Origin of the sequence: Burkholderia sp. COPS (assembly GCF_019425585.1) — a bacterium.
Lineage (GTDB): Bacteria > Pseudomonadota > Gammaproteobacteria > Burkholderiales > Burkholderiaceae > Burkholderia > Burkholderia cepacia.
Genome location: NZ_WIXR01000030.1, coordinates 1 through 17,446, shown reverse-complemented (window position 1 = coordinate 17,446; position 17,446 = coordinate 1). Strand labels below are relative to the sequence as shown.

Sequence of the window (17,446 nt, the reverse complement as noted above, 5' to 3'; positions counted from 1 at the left end):
GATTCCATGGATTGTCGTGATGACGTGTCCTGTCAGTCGTCGAGGTTGAACGCGATCGGCACGCGTGCCCGCGTCGGCACCGGCGCGCCGTCGAACACATGCGGCGCGCAGCGGCTCGCCAGTACGGCTTCACGCGCCGCCGCGTCGAGACGCGGATAACCGCTGCCGGTCACGACACGCGCGGCGACGATCTGCCCCGTCGCATCGGTCTCCAGCTCGACGAGCACGGTGCCGTGCTCGCCCAGGCGCAGCGACTGCGGCGGGTAGTCGGGTTTGACCAGCGCGCAGTCGGGATGCGCGACGAAACGCGGCGGCGCAGATACGGAAGACGATCGGGATTCGGGTTGAGTCGGGGTCGGTGTCTGCGTCGGCATCCGTGCGGCCGCGTCGCCGCGCGACGTATCGCGTTGCGCCACGGCCGGCGGGGACGGATCTGGCCGTGCCGGAGCCGGCACGGGCGCATCATGCGCCGGCGGGCGGGTACGGCCGGACGCGACCTGCCGGTTCGTCCGCAACGCACTGCCCGCAGACGATCGGGGCGCAGACCTAGCCTCCTGCACCGCGCGCGACGCGGCAACCGGCTTCGCCTTCGCAGCCGCCATCGTCGACGCCTCCGGCACCGCCGCGATCAGCGTCGCCACCATCACCTGCCGTTGCAGTGGTTCGCGTCGTACGATCTGCTGATGTGCGAGCAGAACGAACAGGGCGGCATGCAGAGCGCATACGACTGCGAAAACCGACGCGACGCAAATTCCGCGATGGCGCGCCCGATCGCCAGCGGCACCACGCACGCCGGTCGCCTGCCGCGCGCCGAAGGCAGCGGTGCTCATCGCCCCCGCCTTCCCGCGTTCACCCATCCTCGTACATGCGCGCCACATCGCCGACATGAAGAGGAATGCATATCTATCGATCCGTCTTCCATCGCGTTGCCTTGCCTTGTTAGCCGCGCCGCCTTTGCCGTTGCCGTGTCAGCAGTCGCAGGCCGCCCCACATTGCGCGAGCGAATTCTCCTTGCTGCGGAACACCAGCGGTCGTTCGTCGCGCGGCGCGGGCCGCCGCGCGAATTGCACGGCCTGCTCGACCCGGCCGTGATGCGCGGACTTCTCGCACACCGGATCGGGCTGCGCCGGGTCGCCGGCCAACTGGTACGCCTGGCACCGGCAGCCGCCGTGATCGACATGCCGCTCGTCGCACGTGCGGCACGGCTCGCGCATCCAGTCCTCGCCGCGATACGCGTTGAATGCGTCGCTGTCGTACCAGATTTCCTTCAGCGATCGGTCGCGCACGTTCGGCAGCGCGAGCCCCGGCAGCGACCGCGCCGCATGACACGGCAGCGCGGTACCGTCCGGCGCGACGCCGAGAAACACCGAACCCCAGCCGTTCATGCACGCTTTCGGGCGACGCTCGAAATAGTCGGGCACGACGAACAGGATCTTGCAACGCTCGCCGATCAGCTTGCGATAGCGGTTGACCGTTTCCTCCGCCTCGCGCACCTGCTCGACGGTCGGCATCAGCTGGTCGCGGTTCACCATCGCCCAGCCGTAGTACTGCGTGTTCGCGAGCTCGAGGTAATCGGCGCCGAGGTCGAGCGCCATCTCGATGATCTGTCCGACGTGCGGCAGGTTGTAACGATGCAGCACGCAGTTGAGCACCATCGGGTAGCCGTGCGCCTTGATCAGCCGCGCGACGCCGCGCTTCAGCTCGAACGTGCGCGTGCTCGTCAGGAAATCGTTCAGCTCGCGCGTCGAATCCTGCAGCGACAACTGGATATGGTCGAGCCCGGCCGCCTTGAGCCGCTCGATGCGCGTGACGTTCAGCCCGACGCCCGACGTGATCAGGTTCGTATAGAAGCCGAGCCCGCGCGCATGCGCGACGAGCGTCTCGAGGTCGTCGCGCTGCAGCGGCTCGCCGCCCGAGAAACCGATCTGCGCGGCGCCGAGCGCGCGCGCATCGCTGATGACCGTGCGCCACGCATCGGTGTCGAGTTCCGCGCCGTGCGTCGCGAAATCGACCGGGTTGTAGCAGAACGCGCAGTGCAGCGGGCATCGGTACGTCAGTTCCGCGAGCAGCCACAGCGGCGCGGACGGACGGGAAGTGTCGGGCGTCATGTCAGTCCAGCCAGCCGCGCAGTCGCGCATGATCGAGGAAACGGTACACGTCGGTCGCGAGGTCCGACTGGCTGAACAGGCGCTCGAGTTCGCCGATGATGTCGTCCAGCTCGCGCGTGCCGTCGCAACGCGCGAGGATCTCGCCGGCACTCGGGTTCAGTTTGACCATTCCTTCCGGATAGAGGAGCACGTATGCATCCTGGGCCGCCTCCCATTGCAGGCGGTACATGCCCCTGAGACAGGGGCGCAGCGGCACGCCGCTGGCAGCTTCGATCGCGTTCATAGCGGGTAGGCCTTTTCGACGGCGTCGAGCATCGACCACAGGATGTCGAGCTTGAATTGCAGGATGCCGAGCGCACGCTGCTGCGCATCCGGCGTCGTGAAGTGCTGCAGCGTGACCGCAAGCCCGTGCTCGACGTCGCGTTGCGCAAGCGGCACGCGGCTGCGGAAGTAATGCAGCCCGTCCGGCTCGATCCACGGGTAATGCGACGGCCAGCCCGCGAGCCGGTCGAGATGGATCTGCGGCGCGAACATCTCGGTCAGCGACGAGCACACGGCTTCCTGCCATGGCGCGCGCCGCGCGAAATTCACATACGCGTCCACCGCGAAACGCACGCCGGGCAGCACGTGTTCGAGCGACCACAGTTCGTCTCGCGTCAGACCGCATGCCTCGCCGAGGCGCACCCATGCCTCGATGCCGCCTTCGTTGTCGCCCTGCCCGTCGTGGTCGATCAGCCGCTGGATCCAGCGGCGCCGCGTGTCGCGGTCGGGGCAGTTCGACAGGATCGCCGCATCCTTGAGCGGGATGTTGATCTGGTAGTAGAAGCGGTTCGCGACCCAGCCGCGGATCTGCGTGGGCGAACAGGCACCGCTGTTGAGCCGGCGGTTGAACGGGTGATGGATGTGATAGCGCGATTCGAGCGCGCGCAGGCGCGCCTCGAACTCGGTCGCGCTCCAGGGCGTCGGATGCAATGCCGTAGCGGGAATCGGTGCGTTCATGGTCAGACCTGGAATTGCATGCCGTCGTGCGCGACGTCGATGCCATGCGCGCGCAGGTGCGCGTGCTCGACGGAATGCGGATCGAGAATCGGATTCGTGTTGTTGATGTGCGTGAGCACCTTGCGCGTGCGCGCGGGCAGCGTGTCGAGCCAGTCGATCATGCCGGGCCGCCCGTGCTCCGCGCATTGCGCGAGATGCCCCATGTCGGCCGCGTGCTTGCCCGACAGGCCGAGGTCGATCATCTCGGTGCCGCTCCAGAACGTGCCGTCCACCAGCACGAGATCGGCGCCGTCCATCGCCGCGCGCACGTCGTCGGTGACGGCCGCGAGCCCCGGCGCATAGAACGCGCGCCGGCCGCTCGCGACATCCTCGATCGACAGCGCGATGTTGTCGCCGGGCGCGGCCGACGCACGCCGCGGCGAATAAGGCGGCGCCTTGCTGTCGACGGGAATCGCGGTGAAGCGGACGCCGCTCGCCGCCGGCACCGTGAATGGCTCGCCGAGCACGATCGTGTGCGCGGCGACGCCGCAGTAATGGCCGAGCAGCGGCACGAGCGGCAAGCCGGTCGACAGGTCGTCGAGCACCGGCGCGCTCGCGTAGAGCGGCAGCGGCGTCGAACGCTCGCGCAACATCAGCAGGCCCGTCACGTGATCGATCTGCGCGTCGCACAGCACGACGGCGGCGATGCCGCTGTCGCGAATCGCGCGTGCCGGCTGCAGCTCCGGATCCGCGCGCAACTGGGAAAGGATGTCGGGCGACGCGTTGACGAGGACCCAGTCGATGCCGTCGTCGCTGACCGCGATCGACGACTGTGTGCGAGGCAGCACGTGGCCGCTTCCGCTGCGTGCGCGGCGACAGTTCGCGCAATTGCAGTTCCATTGCGGCAGGCCGCCGCCGGCTCCCGAGCCGAGTATCTTGATCTTCATGGGCGTCAGCTCCCGACGCCGCCCGCGCCGATCACGGCAAGACGGGCGGCACGCTCGGCGATCAGCGGTTGGCGATGTACATCGTGATTTCGAAGCCGAAACGCAGGTCGGTGTAAGACGGGGTGGTCCACTGCATGATGTGTCTCCTGATTGAGTTGATGAGTTGCGTCGGTGAGTCGTACAACCGCGGCAATCGAGCGGTCGGTTCCTATTCAGCAAGGAGCGTGCCGAGGCCGCACTTCGACGGCCCGACAGCGATACGCGGCGGTCGCCCGGGCATCGGGACGGAATCCTTACGATTTGCCTACGCGATTGGCACGAATGCGGTTCGGCGCCACGGCCGCACGATGCGCGTGGGCGGTGACAGGTGTTGAATCGTTGAACACCGGTGTTGCAACTTGACACACCGGCTGTGACAGGCCGCGCGGCCGCGAACCCGTGGTGCGCGTCAGCTTTCGTCGGACGGCTGGCGCTGCGGGTCGGCGGCCGGCATCTTCCGGTAGATCGTGTTGCGCGACACGCCGAGCGCGCGCGCCGCTGCGGACACGTTGCCGCCATGGCGCGCGAGCGCAGCCGCAATCGCGGACGCGGCGACATCCTGCAACCGCGCATCGCCTGCCGGGAGCGCGTCCGCGGGCCATGCCGCGGCGGACGGATCGTGCGCGGCCGGCTCGGCCCGCGTATCGTCGCGGCGCAGGTCGTCGAAGAAATCGTCCGGCAGGTGCTCGCGCCGGATCTCGCCGTCGTCGTCGACCATCGCCGCCGCCGTGCGCAGCAGGTTGCCGAGCTGGCGGAAGTTGCCGGGCCACGCGCAGCGCACGAACAGCGCCATCACGTCCGGCGCGACGGACAGCGGCGGCCGGCCCGGGCCCGCGTAGGCTTCCCGTTGCAGCATCTTCTGCACGACCACCGCGAGATCCGTGCGGTCGCGCAGCGGCGGCAGGCGCACCACGAGGCCGTTCAGCCGGTAGTACAGATCCTCGCGAAAGCGGTTCTGCGCAATCATGTCGCGCAAGTCGCGGTGCGTCGCGCAGATGATCGCGATGTCCACGGCGATCGTCTTCGTCGATCCGAGCGGGTTGACGAGGCGCTCCTGCAGCACGCGAAGCAGCCGCACCTGCAGCGGATACGGCATGTCGCCGATCTCGTCGAGAAACAGCGTGCCGCCGTTGGCTTGCAGCAGCTTGCCGATCGAGCCCTTGCGGCGCGCGCCGGTGAAGGCGCCCTCTTCGTAGCCGAACAGCTCGGACTCGATCAGCGTCTCCGGAATCGACGCGCAGTTGACCGCGACGAACGGTGCATCGCGCCGCGGCGAGTCGTTGTGGATCGCCTGCGCGAGCAGCTCCTTGCCGGTACCGGTCTCGCCGGTGATCAGAATCGGGATGTCCTTGCCGATCACCTTGCGCACCTTCGCGATCACGCTTGCAACCTGCGGATCGCCGGTATCGAGGTAGTTGAGCCGCGACAGGCCGGCCGACGTGCCGGCCGCCGGCGCGGGCACGGCATTCGCGCGCGCGGCCGGCGCACCCGCATCGTGAACGTCAGTCGGCCGGCTGCCTTCGGCGAGCGTCGCGCGCCGGAAATGCACGCGCGCGCAGACCACCGCGCCGTTGCAGAGGTTCAGCATCAGGTGCCGGTCGGTGCTTGCGCGCATGCGGTCGATCAACTGCGCGCTCGTGACGTCGAACAGCGACGACAGCGTATGCGCGCGCAGCGCGGCGAGCGGCATGCCGAGCTGGAACTGCGCACTGCGATTGGCGGACAGGAAACGGCCGTCGGCGGTGAAGGCGACGATCCCCTCCATCAGCGTGCCGAGGAATTCGGGGCGGCCATGGAACGACACCTGCAACGTCTCCTGAAAGGTCGTCGTAAACAGGTGATTCTCGATCATCTGCACCGACATCTTCGCGAGCGCCATCGTGTGCTGGTGATAGCTGCGGTGGTCGCCGGTCACGTCGAGCACGCCGATCGCGTCGCCGTACGGATCGAGGATCGGCACGCTCGAACAGGTGAGGAAGCGGTTCGCTGCGAGGAAGTGCTGGTCGCCGTGAACGACCATCGGGCACAGCTCGGCGAGCGCCGTACCGATCGCGTTGGTGCCCTGCCGGTCCTCCGCCCAGTTCGCGCCCGGGCGCAGCGCGACCTTCTCCGCGCGGCGCAGGAAATCGTCGTCGCCGATCGAATGCAGGATCAACCCCTGCGCATCGGTCAGCACGATCATGCTCTGCGTGTTGACGATCTGCTCGTGCAGCGTCTCCATCACCGGCATCGCATGCGCGCACAGCACGCGGCTCTGCTCGCGCTTGAGCACCAGCGCCGCGCTCGACAGCACGTCGTAGTCGGGGCGCGCCGAAACCTGCAGGCCGAACGTCTCGGACCGCTCATGGGCTTTCTGGATCGACGGCGCGGGCCAGCCGGCGGGATGCGCGGCCCGCGTTCCGGCCGCCTGCTCTACGTCATCGCGCATTGTCTCCTCCGGGGATCTTCCGGTCAGTTGCCGGACTCTTTGCCGTCATTGCAAGCAAGCATCGGGCCACGCGAGCGGCACGGCTTCAATCGAAAGCAGGATGTAAGACACGATCCGGTTCCGCCGGCGTGTCGAGTCACCGCACGGGCCGGTCTTCGTGATACCGCGTCTGCCCGGCGCGTGACTACCCGTGCGAATCCCGATCTTTGCGGCTGGCGCGTTTCTGGCTTTGTCATGGATCAATTACAGTGGTCGCTTCGGCTCTCTCGCGGCCGCATGACGATTGCCCCGATTCCCCGAACCGATTCGACACGATGCCTGCCCCGATTCGCCCCCTATCCCGATCCCGACCCGCGTCGCCAGCGTCACCGGCCGCGCTCGCCGCGCCCGTTCGCGGACGCTTGCACCGCGACGCGCAATCGATCGCGTTCTCCGTCGCCGGCGCGGCGCACGGCCATCCGGTCGTCGTGCTGCACGGCGGGCCCGGCAGCGGCAGCCAGGCCGGCATCCTGCGGCTGTTCGACCTGACGCGGGTACGCGTCGTGCTCGTCGACCAGCGCGGCGCGGGCGCGTCGGAACCGCGCGGCGGCACACGCCACAACGACACCGCGCGGTTGATCGACGATCTCGAAGCGGTGCGCGCGCAGCTCGGCATCGCGCGCTGGGGCGTCGTCGGCGGCTCGTGGGGCGCGGCGCTCGCACTGGCATACGCGGGCACACATCCCGCACGGATCACCGGCGTCGTGCTGCGCGGGCTGTTCCTGACGTCGCGACGCGAAGTCCGCCGGTTGTTCACGACGTCGCGAACGCGCGCGCCCCGCGAATGGCGACGCCTGTACGCGGCGGCCGGCTGCAGCCGGCCGGATCGCCTGCTGTCGTGCTGCGCGCGGCGGCTGCAACCCGGCGCGGGCGCGGCCCGGCAGCGGGCGGTGGCGCTTGCTTGGCTCGCATACGAGAACGCCATCCTCGCATCGCCGAACCCGCGCCGCTCACCCGCGGATGCGATCCGCTCGCACAAGACCGTCGCCCGGCTGATCGACAAGTACCGGATCCAGGCGCATTACCTGCTGCGCGACTGCTGGCTCGGCGAGCGCCGCGTGCTCGCGCTCGCGCGCCGGGCGGCGCAGGCGGGCGTGCCGCTGTTCGCCGCGCACGGGATGCACGATCCCGTCTGCCCGGCCGCCAACGTCGCCCGCCTCGCGCGTGCCGTGCCCGCCGCCGCGATCGAACACGTGAGCGCCGGGCACCTCGCAAGCGACCCGGCATTGGCACGCAGCATCGCCCGCGCCGTGGCCGCGATGTTCGCGGCGGCACCGCTCGCCCGACCGGGCCCGTCGCGCACATCCTGAGCGCCGCTCAGGCTGCGACGCGGCAACGCACGCAGCCGGGCAACGCTCAATCCCACGCGTAACGCACGCCGACCCACGCACCGCGCGGCGCACCCGGCCCGACGAACTGTTCGTTGACCGGATTCGCACCGTCGAACGTGTGATTCGGCCCGTTGAAGAAGTTCTGGCCCAGCACGCCGAAGCTCGCATAGCGCTTGTCGAACAGGTTCGTCACGCTCGCGAAGACTTCGAAGCGCTTCGTGATCCGGTAGCGCATGTCGAGATCGACGAGCACGTAGCCCGCGATCCTGCCGTTCACGTCCTGGTTGTTCTCGTCGCCGCGCGCATACACGCCGCTGCGCCACGTGACGTTCGCGCCGATATCCCACCTGGGCGTCGCCGCGTAATCGAGCCGGAGTTTCACCGTGTGCGCGGGAATACCGGGAATATGGTCGCCTTGCTTGACGGCCACGTTGCCGTTCGCGTCGGCCGCCGAATTCGCCGGGCTGTGCTCGGTCCACGACGACCGGTAGGTCGCATCGACATAGCTGTACGAAAGCCCGACACCGAGCGGGCCGAACCGCGTGCGGCCCGCGAGTTCGATGCCTTGCCGCCGCGTATCGCCGACGTTGCGGAAATAACCCTGCGCGCTTGCCGGGCTGCTGATGAACTGGATGTCGTCGGTCAGCGTCGTGCGGTAGGCGGCGGCGCTCCAGGTCGTCGCGGCGCCGATGCGGCCGCGCATGCCGGCTTCGAACGTCTTCGAGATCACCGGCTTGAGCGCCGGGTCCGCGATGAAGTCGTTCGGCAGCGAACACGGCGCGGCCGGATCGGCGCATGCGAGTTCGATCGCGGTCGGCGAGCGCATCCCTTCGTTGTACGTCGCATAGGCGGTGAAGCCCGCGACCGGGTTCCAGTTGAGCCCGACTGCCGGGTTGAACCGGGAGAACACGTGGTTGCCGTCGAGCAGCGGCTGCACGCCGCTCTCGTCGCCGATCTGCGCCTTCGACCAGTCGTAGCGCCCCGACACCGTCAGCGTCCAGTGCGGCGTCAGCGACAGTGCATCGCTCAGGTACACGCCGAGGTTCGCGTTGCGCGTCTTCGCGCGGGTCTGCGGCTCGAAATCACCGACGCCGATCGCCGCGCGCGTGTCGGTGAAATACGCGTCCTGCGACGACGCGACGTAGCTCGAGTTCGCGACATCGGCCGCCACGCCCGCGATCAGCTGGTTCGCCATCCCGCCGAGCTTGCCGAGCAGCGTGAGCTGCAGGCTGCCGCCGTAGCTGTCGGTCACGATCGTCGACTGCGCATTGGTGCCCTGCACCGCGTCGACCGTGCCGTCGTCGCCGACCGATCCGTAATCGGTATTGTTGTTGCTGCTGATGTTGGTGTTGCGCAGGTGCCGATAATACGCATTGCCGCTCAGCTCGACGTGCTCGCCGAAGAAGTGATCGCCCGACAGCGTCAGGTAGCCGGCGCTGTTGCGATTCAGGTCGGGATAGGTGTACGCCTGCTTCCGGTTGTCGAGGAACGAGCGCGGGATCGTCTGGGTGCCGTACAGCGCGTTGTCGGCGCCGCCCGCGGAAATCGACAGCGTCGTGTCCGAATCCGTGTAGCGCAGCTTGCCGAACGCCTGCCGCACGCGGCTCGCATTGTGGTCGGCCCAGCCGCCGTCGTTCGCGACGTTCGCCGTCGCGTAGTAGTCGAGGTTCGGGCCGATCGTTCCGCCCTGCTCGATTGCGGCCGTCTTGCGGCCCCACGAGCCGCCCGACACCTCCGCTTCGCCGCCCGGGTTCGACTTGCCGTTCTTCGTCGTGATCGCCAGTGCGCCGCCGAGCGTATTGCGTCCGTATACCGGGTTGGAGCCCGGGATCAATTGCATCCGGTCGATTGCCTGCGTCGGCAGGATGTCCCAGTTCACGACGTCGCCGAACGGTTCGTTCACGCGCACGCCGTCGACGAACACCGACAGCCCCTGCGGCGTACCGAGCAGCGGCGATGCGGTGAAGCCGCGATAGTTGACGTCCGTCTGGTACGGATTGCCCTGCGCCTCCGAGATCGTCACGCTCTGCAGGTTCGCGGCAAAGAAGTCGGCAAGCGTCGCGCGGTGCTGGGCGTCGAGTTCCGCCGTGCGTACCGTCTGCACGTTCGCCGGCACCTTCTGCAGCGGCGTACCGATCCCGAGCAGCGGCGTCGTGCCGACCACCACCACCGTCGGCAATGTGACGGCCGGCGCTTGCGACGCTTCCGGCGCAACCGCGACGGCGGCCGGCGGCACGGCGCCGCCCGTCGCGGCCGTGCCGTCCGCAGGCTGCTGCGCACGCGCGCTGCCTGTCGACAGGCCGAACAGCGCGATGGCGCCGAGGGCCGGCCCGAGAAGCGCGCCACGCATCGCGCCACCGTGCCGCGCGCGACGTTCGCGTCGCATCGCGCCGCCCTTTCCGGCTGCCTTTGGCCTCCTGATCATTTCATTCGTCTCCATGCTTGTATTCCGCCGTGGTGTGCCCCGCACCGCGCGGCGTGCTGTTGTCGCGAAGCAGCGTGCGAGAACCGTGCCAGCCGCATCGGCGCGACGCCCACGCGCGTCGCCGCGCACGGCGTGCGTGACACCGGCGCGGGCGGCGCTCCACCTGTCACGGATGCCGCGCCACCTGTCATGTTTGGCAACACTGCGCGCACGGGGGTGTACCTGAATGCAACACCTTCGTTGCCACGTGCGCGCGACGCGCACCGACGCCGCACGACGCACGATGCGCCCGTGTGCCGTGTCACACCGGCTTCGCGCCGCGATGGCATGCGACTTGCGTGAACGGCAGCGCACTCGGCCCGGAATCCCCACCGTGCCGGCGCGACGAACCGTTCGCGGCGGTGCGACCACAATGACTCAGGAGACAACCATGAAGAAACTCTCGGCTTCAGCGAGCCGGCTGGCGACGATCGGCATCGCGGCGGCAGCGGCCGTCGTGTTGAACCCCGGCCTCGTCGAAGCGGCCGCGGACTACCCGGCCGTGACCTACCAGCGGCTGACCGATGCGCACACCGATCCGGGCTGGCTGACCTACTACCGCACTTACGACGGCCAGTCGCATTCGCCGCTCAAGCAGATCGACGCGTCGAACGCGAAGGAACTCAAGCAGGTGTGGGCCTACAAGTTCCCCGCCGAGCTGAAGCAGGGCTTCGAAGCCACGCCGATCATCAACGGCAACTACCTGTTCGTGACCACGCCGAAGGACAACGTCTACGCATTCGATGCGAAGAGCGGCAAGCAGCTGTGGAAATACGAACCGAAGCTTGGCGCGGCATCGTTCAAGACCGCATGCTGCGACGTCGTCAACCGTGGCGTCGCGCTGTACGGCAAGAACGTCTACGTCGCGATGCTGAGCGGCGAGGTCGTGGCGCTCGACGCGCAGACGGGCAATCTCGTCTGGAAGAAACAGATGTTCGAGCCGGGCCTCGGTTATGCGTTCTCGCTCGCGCCGCTCGCGCTGGACGGCTCGATCATCGTCGGCACCTCCGGCGGCGAATACGGGATTCGCGGGTACATCGCCGCGCTGAGCCCCGAAGACGGCTCGCTGGTCTGGAAGCGCTACACGATCCCGAGCCCCGGCGAAAAAGGCGCGGACACCTGGCCCGACGGGATGCAGGCACACGGCGGCGGCGCCGCCTGGCTGACGGGCACGTACGATGCGGCAAGCCGCACGCTGTACTGGGGCGTCGGCAACCCCGGCCCGTGGCTCGCGGCGCTGCGTCCCGGCGACAACCTGTATTCCGACTCGCTGCTCGCGCTCGATCCGAAGAACGGCAACCTGAAGTGGCACTACCAGTACACGAGCAACGACACGTGGGACTACGACGGCGTCAACACGCCGATCCTCGCGGACATCAAGTACAAAGGCAAGGACTACGATGCGATCATTCACGCCGACCGCAACGGCTTCTTCCATGCGATCGATCGCACGACCGGCAAGCTGATCTACGCGGAGCCGTTCGTCACGGCAACGTCGGTCACCGGCTACACGGCCGACGGCAAGCCCATCGCGGACCCATCGAAGTTCCCGAAGGCCGGCACGACGATCGACACGTGCCCGAGCTTCCTCGGCGGCAAGAACTGGTGGTCGGTGTCCTACGACCCCGCGCGCCACATCGCGGTCGTCCCTTCCCTTCACGCGTGCATGAGCCTGTCCGGCAAGTCGGTCAGCTACATGGAAGGCCTGCCGTATCTCGGCGAAGGCTTCGAGATCAAGCCTGAACCGGGCAGCCAGGGTTACGGCGAACTGCAGGCCATCGACGTGAACACCGGCAAGAAACTGTGGGGCCACTGGTCGAAGAAGCCGTGGAACGGCGGCGTCGCGACCACCGCGAGCGGTCTTGCGTTCAGCGGCTCGCTCGACGGCCACCTGTATGCCTTCGACACGGCGACCGGCAAGGTGCTGTGGGAAAGCCCGCAGCTCGCGAGCGGCATCATCGCGCAGCCGTCGGTGTACGAGGTCGACGGCAAGGAATATGTCGCGGTGCTCGCCGGATACGGCGGCGCGAACCCGATCTGGGGCGGCCCGATGGCCGACGTCGCGAAAGACGTTCCGCGCGGCGGCACGCTCTACGTATTCGCGCTCGACTGAACGCGCGTCGCGCCCGGCATGCGCCCGATCCGGGCGCGACGCCCCCACTGTTTCAACCGGAATGCACGACCATGAAGACTCGACTCGCTCCCCTGACCCTCGCCAGTCTGCTCGCCGCGGGCGTGGCGCTGACCCCGATGTCCGCCGCGGCCGGCGGCGTGCGCGTCTGCACGCTGCCCGGCAGCCCGACCGCCGCCCTCGACATGTCGGTCGCACGTGAAGTGCTGCGCACCGCCGGCATCGCCGCCTCGTTCAACCGGCGCGGCGTGGACGACGACGGCGGCGACGACGGCATCTCCGCCGCCGAACTGAAGCAATCGCTCGAACGCGACTGCGACATGATCGCCGGCTTCCCGCGCTCGGCGATCGCCGATGCATCGAATGCCCGGATGAGTTTCTCGCAGGGGTATCTGCGCTCCAGCTACGTCAGCGTGACGCTGCGCGACGCGCATGCATCGTCCACCGGCAAGGAAACGATCGCGGCCACGTACTCGAGCCCGTCGCAACTGATCGCGGCACAGGCGACGAATGCCCGCTTCGATCTCGAGAACACGTCCGAGAAGACCATCGACGCGCTCGCGACCGGCCGCGCCCAGCGCGCGATCGTCTGGTATCCGAGTGTCGTGGCGTACCGGCGTGCGCATCCCGGCCAGCCGTTCCGGATCGCGGCCACGGCGTCGCCGTACTCGGACTGGCAGCTCGCGTTCGCGTTCGGCCCCGATCGGGACGCGCTGCGGCAGCGCATCGACGCGGCGTTGTCGCGGCTGAATGCCAACGGCCGGATCGCCGCGCTCACACGCGGCTGGAACCTGCCGGAAAACATCGCTCAAGCGGCCAATACACCGTCGCGCGGCCGCTTCCTCGACGGCGCGGTCGCGTCGGCCGGGCATTCGCGCACCGGCGTGCTGCTCGCCGGCGGAACGTCCGCGACGGGCGGCTTCATCAAGGTCTCGGCGAGTGACGACAGCGGCGTGCCGTCGTTCGACAATGCGCAGGCACAGCACGGCAAGAAGCTCTATATCGATGCCTGCGCGAAATGCCACGGCGACCAGCTCGAAGGCAATACCGCTCCCGCGCTGAGCGGGGAATCATTCGCGCCCGAGGGGAAATCGCACATCACGGTCGGCGGCATCTTCCAGTACATGTCGAACAACATGCCGGCCGATCGCCCCGGCAAGATGACGGCACAGGAATACGAGGACCTGATGGCGTTCCTGCTCTATTCGAACGGTTATGACGCGTCGAAGAGCAAGCTGACCGCCGATGTCGCAACCTCGTCGAAGGCGCCGCTCGTCGCCGGCCCGCGCAAATAACGCCGTTCTCCCTTCGTTTCGATCGACCGCCGCGCCGGGAAACAATCCCGGCGCGCGGAGCCGTACTTTTTTATTCAGGAAAACCACATGATCTCCCGCACTCGCAGAACCTTCATCGTTCAGACCGCCAGCCTGTGTGCCGCACTCGCAGCCGGAACCGGCGCATTCGCGGCAGCGCCGCTCGTCGACGAAAACGACGCGGCCGCGAAGACACTCGGTTACCGCGCGAAGGCAACGACCGTCGATGCAGGCAAGTTCCCGAAGTACCAGGCCGGCCAGACGTGCTCGAACTGCCGCTTCTACAAGGCCGGCGCCGGCGAATCCTCCGGCACGTGCCCGATGTTCGGCGGCAAGGCGGTTGCCGCCGAAGGCTGGTGCAACGTCTATGCAAAGCTTGCTTGATCCCGGGCGCGGGCGCGAACACGACGGCGTGCCGCGCGGCGGCACGAACGCGGAGCGCACCGACCATTTGAATGCGCTGGTCGCGCTGGGCATCGGGCGCGGCTACGTGACGCGCGGTGAAATCGTCGACGCGTTGCCCGACGATGCGGCAGACGGCGCGGATTTCGACGCCGCCGCGTCGATGCTCGGCGAATGGGGGATCGAGGTTCGCGAGCACGTCGACTCGCGAAGCGCATGGACGCTCGATCGTCATTTCGCGCGAGCGGCGGACACGACGTCGCCGCTCGCCGACGCGTCGGCCCCGCTCGCGACCGCCGATCTGCTCGCGGCCCGCACGAGCGATCCCGTGCGCATCTACCTGCGCGAAATAAGCGCGACACCGCTGCTCGACCGTGAAGAAGAGATCGCGCTCGCGCTTCATCTGGAGAGCGGGCGCGCGGCGTGCATCGACGCATTGAGCCGCGACCCGGCTGCGCTCGATGCCGTCGCGTCGATCGCCGGCGACATCCGCGCCGGCAAGGTGGCGGCATCGGTCTACGTGACGGGGTTCGTCGGCGACGCCGAATCGCTCGATGAAGCGCGCGCGGCTTTGCCCGGGGAATCTCCCGGCAATGCAACGGCACCTGATTCAACCATCGAATCACCGGAGGGGGAGGACGACACGGATCGCGCGCCGGACAGCCCCGCATGGCGCGACAGCGTCGTCGCATCGCTCGACCGCGCCGGCGCACTGGCCGCCGGGATGCAGCATGCATTGCGCACCGGCGGTTTCGCGTCGGCCGGTTACCGGGCGCTGCTTCGTGAGGCCGCCGCGTCGACCGGCAGGATCCGCTTCACCGCACGCGCGATCGAACGCATCGGGCACGCGATTCGAGACCGTGCGACGCAAGCACGCAAGTTCGAGAAGCGCATCGTCGACATCCTGGCCGAATCGGGCATCCGCACCGATTCGCCGCGCCGTGACCTCTTCATGCCGTGCGACGACGTGCGCGCATGGATGACCGACTGCATCGCCGCGCATGCCGACCGTGCCGCCGCCCTCACCCGCCGCGCGCCGGCGCTGATCGAAGCACGCACCGCGCTCGCCGGCCTCGCCCGCGAGTCGAGCCTGCCGCTCGACATCGCGATCGCGATCGACGCACGACTGTCGCGTATCGAGTGCGCGATGCAGCCCGCGAGAACGAAGCTGTTCCAGAGCAATCTGCGGCTCGTCGTGTCGATCGCCAAGCGCTATCCCGATCGCGGCCTGCAGTTTCTCGACCTGATCCAGGAGGGCAATCTCGGCCTGATGAAGGCCGTCGATCGCTACGATCATCGGCGCGGCTTCAAATTCGCGACGTATGCGACCTGGTGGGTCCGGCAGGCCATCACGCACGCGATCGCCGATCAGGGCCGCACGATCCGCGTGCCCGCGCATACGGTCGACGCGATCAACAAGCTGGCGCGCCTCGCGCGCACGCATGCGCAACGAACCGGCGAGGTTGCCGGCGCCCCGACGCTCTCGGCGCAGATGCGGATCCCGGTCGACAAGGTGCGGGACCTGATGGATATCGTGCGCGAGCCCATCTCCGCGGACCTGCCCGTTTCGCCCGATCACGACCTCACGTTGTGCGACGTCGCGATCGACCACGCCGCGCCGACCCCGGAAGAATCCGCGAGCGCCCGCCAGCTTCGCGCGGCGGTTGCGGCGCTGATCGACCGCCTGCCGGCACGCGAAGCGTGGATTCTTCGCTTGAGGTACGGCATCGACGTCGAAAGCGAGTATTCGCTGCGCGAGATCGGCCGGCAACTGAACCTGTCCGCCGAACGCGTTCGCCAGATCGAAGTGTCGGCGCTCGAACGGATCAGACAGTTCGGGCACGCACCGGCGCTTCGGTCGCTGATCGCCTGACGCCGCCAGGTCGCCCCACCGCGCTCCGGAACGAGCGGCCGATCACCTTCCCCGGCGCGCGCCACCTGTTGAGGACTGCAACACGATGTGCTGCATTTATGAACGGCCGGCTTCGGCTTGACGGCATCCACCCCGTCGCCCGTTCGACCGGATCGCCCGAAACGCGCACGGTGCGCCGCGACTTTCGCCGAATGCGCGCATCGATCGCTGACGCTGGCACGCATGTTGCGTTTTCCCGAACAGCAGCCCTGCATCCCAAGAACGCATGGAGACACGCTTGTCCACGATTGAATCGGTTCTTCACGAAACCCGCCAGTTTGCGCCGCCCGCGGCGCTCGAGCAGGCGGCGACCATTTCCGGCATGCCGGCCTATCGGGCGCTCGTCGCCGAGGCCGAGCGCGATTACGAAGGCTTCTGGGCACGTCTCGCGCGCGAGGGCCTCGCGTGGCACAAGCCGTTCACCAAAGTGCTCGACGAGTCCAACGCGCCGTTCTACAAGTGGTTCGACGACGGCGAGCTGAACGCGTCGTACAACTGCCTCGACCGTCACGTCGAAGCCGGCAACGGCGAGCGCGTCGCGGTGATCTTCGAAGCCGACGACGGCACCGTCACGCGCGTCACCTATGCGGATCTCCTCGCGCGCGTGTCGCGTTTCGCGAATGCGCTGAAGAAGCGCGGCATCGGCAAGGGCGACCGCGTCGTCATCTATATCCCGATGTCGATCGAAGGCATCGTCGCGATGCAGGCCTGCGCGCGCATCGGCGCGACGCACTCGGTCGTGTTCGGCGGCTTCTCCGCGAAGTCGCTGAACGAGCGGCTCGTCGACGTCGGCGCGACGGCGCTGATCACGGCCGACGAGCAGGCACGCGGCGGCAAGACGCTGCCGCTCAAGAGCATCGCCGACGAGGCGCTTGCGCTGGGCGGCTGCGAAGCGGTGAAGAGCGTGATCGTCTATCGCCGCACCGGCGGCAAGATCGACTGGCATGCCGACCGCGACCTGTGGATGCACGAACTGACGGCCGGCGAGTCCGACACGTGCGAGCCGGAATGGGTGAGCGCCGAGCATCCGCTGTTCATCCTGTACACGTCGGGCTCGACCGGCAAGCCGAAGGGCGTGCAGCACAGCACCGGCGGCTACCTGCTGTGGGCCGCGCAGACGATGAAGTGGACCTTCGACTGGAAGCCCACCGACGTGTTCTGGTGCACGGCCGACATCGGCTGGGTCACCGGCCACACGTACATCACGTACGGCCCGCTCGCCTGCGGCGGCACGCAGGTCGTGTTCGAAGGCGTGCCGACCTGGCCGGACGCCGGCCGCTTCTGGAAGATGATCGGCGACCACAAGGTCAGCGTGTTCTACACCGCGCCGACTGCGATCCGTTCGCTGATCAAG

Annotated in this window: 14 protein-coding genes; 6 read left to right on the top strand and 8 right to left on the bottom strand. The window is 68.1% G+C overall.

Annotated elements, in window-relative coordinates; translation table 11 throughout:
* Nucleotides 1–32 precede the first annotated feature (32 nt).
* The 7 genes from FOZ70_RS24515 to FOZ70_RS24485 all read right to left on the bottom strand — a co-directional run bounded on the left by FOZ70_RS24515 (nt 33) and on the right by FOZ70_RS24485 (nt 6,500).
* Nucleotides 33–830: an energy transducer TonB gene (locus FOZ70_RS24515; RefSeq protein ID WP_219707005.1), complete on the bottom strand. Its 798-nt coding sequence runs from the start codon at nt 828–830 to the stop codon at nt 33–35.
* A gap of 138 nt (nt 831–968) precedes the next feature.
* Entirely contained in the window at nt 969–2,108 is a 1,140-nt protein-coding gene (gene pqqE, locus FOZ70_RS24510) for a pyrroloquinoline quinone biosynthesis protein PqqE (protein WP_219707003.1), read from the bottom strand.
* Nucleotide 2,109: 1 nt separating this feature from the next.
* Nucleotides 2,110–2,391 carry a pyrroloquinoline quinone biosynthesis peptide chaperone PqqD gene (pqqD, locus tag FOZ70_RS24505; RefSeq protein ID WP_021160296.1) on the bottom strand — a complete coding sequence of 94 codons (282 nt, stop codon included), beginning with the start codon at nt 2,389–2,391 and terminating at the stop codon, nt 2,110–2,112.
* On the bottom strand, nt 2,388–3,107 hold the full coding sequence (pqqC, locus tag FOZ70_RS24500; protein WP_048026390.1) for a pyrroloquinoline-quinone synthase PqqC: 720 nt from the start codon (nt 3,105–3,107) through the stop codon (nt 2,388–2,390). Before pqqC ends, pqqD begins: the two co-directional genes overlap by 4 nt.
* 2 nt (nt 3,108–3,109) lie before the next feature.
* Nucleotides 3,110–4,033 carry a pyrroloquinoline quinone biosynthesis protein PqqB gene (gene pqqB, locus FOZ70_RS24495; RefSeq protein ID WP_021160294.1) on the bottom strand — a complete coding sequence of 308 codons (924 nt, stop codon included), beginning with the start codon at nt 4,031–4,033 and terminating at the stop codon, nt 3,110–3,112.
* Between the two features lie 61 nt (nt 4,034–4,094).
* Entirely contained in the window at nt 4,095–4,169 is a 75-nt protein-coding gene (gene pqqA / locus FOZ70_RS24490) for a pyrroloquinoline quinone precursor peptide PqqA (protein WP_006485436.1), read from the bottom strand.
* Between the two features lie 312 nt (nt 4,170–4,481).
* Nucleotides 4,482–6,500: a sigma-54-dependent Fis family transcriptional regulator gene (locus FOZ70_RS24485; protein ID WP_059494958.1), complete on the bottom strand. Its 2,019-nt coding sequence runs from the start codon at nt 6,498–6,500 to the stop codon at nt 4,482–4,484.
* Nucleotides 6,501–6,814: 314 nt separating this feature from the next.
* Between FOZ70_RS24485 and FOZ70_RS24480 the strand changes: the two genes are divergently transcribed.
* A complete protein-coding gene (locus tag FOZ70_RS24480) occupies nt 6,815–7,849 on the top strand; it encodes an alpha/beta fold hydrolase (protein WP_219707001.1) in 1,035 nt (344 codons plus the stop codon).
* Nucleotides 7,850–7,895: 46 nt separating this feature from the next.
* On the opposite strand, the gene FOZ70_RS24475 is transcribed toward FOZ70_RS24480, so the two are convergent.
* Nucleotides 7,896–10,295, bottom strand: coding sequence for a TonB-dependent receptor (locus FOZ70_RS24475; protein ID WP_219706999.1), 2,400 nt, complete (start codon nt 10,293–10,295; stop codon nt 7,896–7,898).
* Between the two features lie 430 nt (nt 10,296–10,725).
* On the opposite strand from FOZ70_RS24475, the gene FOZ70_RS24470 reads away from it, so the two are divergent.
* The 5 genes from FOZ70_RS24470 to FOZ70_RS24450 all read left to right on the top strand — a co-directional run.
* Complete coding sequence (locus FOZ70_RS24470) at nt 10,726–12,447, top strand: methanol/ethanol family PQQ-dependent dehydrogenase (RefSeq protein ID WP_165582044.1); 1,722 nt, start codon at nt 10,726–10,728, stop codon at nt 12,445–12,447.
* A gap of 71 nt (nt 12,448–12,518) precedes the next feature.
* Nucleotides 12,519–13,760, top strand: a complete 1,242-nt coding sequence (locus FOZ70_RS24465) for a transporter substrate-binding domain-containing protein (RefSeq protein ID WP_048026382.1) — start codon at nt 12,519–12,521, stop codon at nt 13,758–13,760.
* Nucleotides 13,761–13,847: 87 nt separating this feature from the next.
* Nucleotides 13,848–14,162: a high-potential iron-sulfur protein gene (locus tag FOZ70_RS24460; RefSeq protein ID WP_124475077.1), complete on the top strand. Its 315-nt coding sequence runs from the start codon at nt 13,848–13,850 to the stop codon at nt 14,160–14,162.
* Complete coding sequence (locus tag FOZ70_RS24455) at nt 14,146–16,053, top strand: sigma-70 family RNA polymerase sigma factor (protein WP_219706997.1); 1,908 nt, start codon at nt 14,146–14,148, stop codon at nt 16,051–16,053. Before FOZ70_RS24460 ends, FOZ70_RS24455 begins: the two co-directional genes overlap by 17 nt.
* 277 nt (nt 16,054–16,330) lie before the next feature.
* Nucleotides 16,331–17,446: AMP-binding protein (locus FOZ70_RS24450; RefSeq protein WP_219706995.1), on the top strand; the 1,116-nt coding region annotated here is incomplete at its 3' end.

What these genes read in the sequence shown, in the direction of transcription:
- FOZ70_RS24475 (WP_219706999.1), bottom strand. Translation starts at nt 10,295, where the DNA reads ATGATCAGGAGGCCAAAGGCAGCCGGAAAGGGCGGCGCGATGCGACGC.
- FOZ70_RS24460 (WP_124475077.1), top strand. Translation starts at nt 13,848, where the DNA reads ATGATCTCCCGCACTCGCAGAACCTTCATCGTTCAGACCGCCAGCCTG.
- pqqC (WP_048026390.1), bottom strand. Translation starts at nt 3,107, where the DNA reads ATGAACGCACCGATTCCCGCTACGGCATTGCATCCGACGCCCTGGAGC.
- FOZ70_RS24485 (WP_059494958.1), bottom strand. Translation starts at nt 6,500, where the DNA reads ATGCGCGATGACGTAGAGCAGGCGGCCGGAACGCGGGCCGCGCATCCC.
- FOZ70_RS24515 (WP_219707005.1), bottom strand. Translation starts at nt 830, where the DNA reads ATGAGCACCGCTGCCTTCGGCGCGCGGCAGGCGACCGGCGTGCGTGGT.
- FOZ70_RS24455 (WP_219706997.1), top strand. Translation starts at nt 14,146, where the DNA reads ATGCAAAGCTTGCTTGATCCCGGGCGCGGGCGCGAACACGACGGCGTG.
- pqqB (WP_021160294.1), bottom strand. Translation starts at nt 4,033, where the DNA reads ATGAAGATCAAGATACTCGGCTCGGGAGCCGGCGGCGGCCTGCCGCAA.
- pqqE (WP_219707003.1), bottom strand. Translation starts at nt 2,108, where the DNA reads ATGACGCCCGACACTTCCCGTCCGTCCGCGCCGCTGTGGCTGCTCGCG.
- pqqD (WP_021160296.1), bottom strand. Translation starts at nt 2,391, where the DNA reads ATGAACGCGATCGAAGCTGCCAGCGGCGTGCCGCTGCGCCCCTGTCTC.
- FOZ70_RS24465 (WP_048026382.1), top strand. Translation starts at nt 12,519, where the DNA reads ATGAAGACTCGACTCGCTCCCCTGACCCTCGCCAGTCTGCTCGCCGCG.
- FOZ70_RS24480 (WP_219707001.1), top strand. Translation starts at nt 6,815, where the DNA reads ATGCCTGCCCCGATTCGCCCCCTATCCCGATCCCGACCCGCGTCGCCA.
- FOZ70_RS24470 (WP_165582044.1), top strand. Translation starts at nt 10,726, where the DNA reads ATGAAGAAACTCTCGGCTTCAGCGAGCCGGCTGGCGACGATCGGCATC.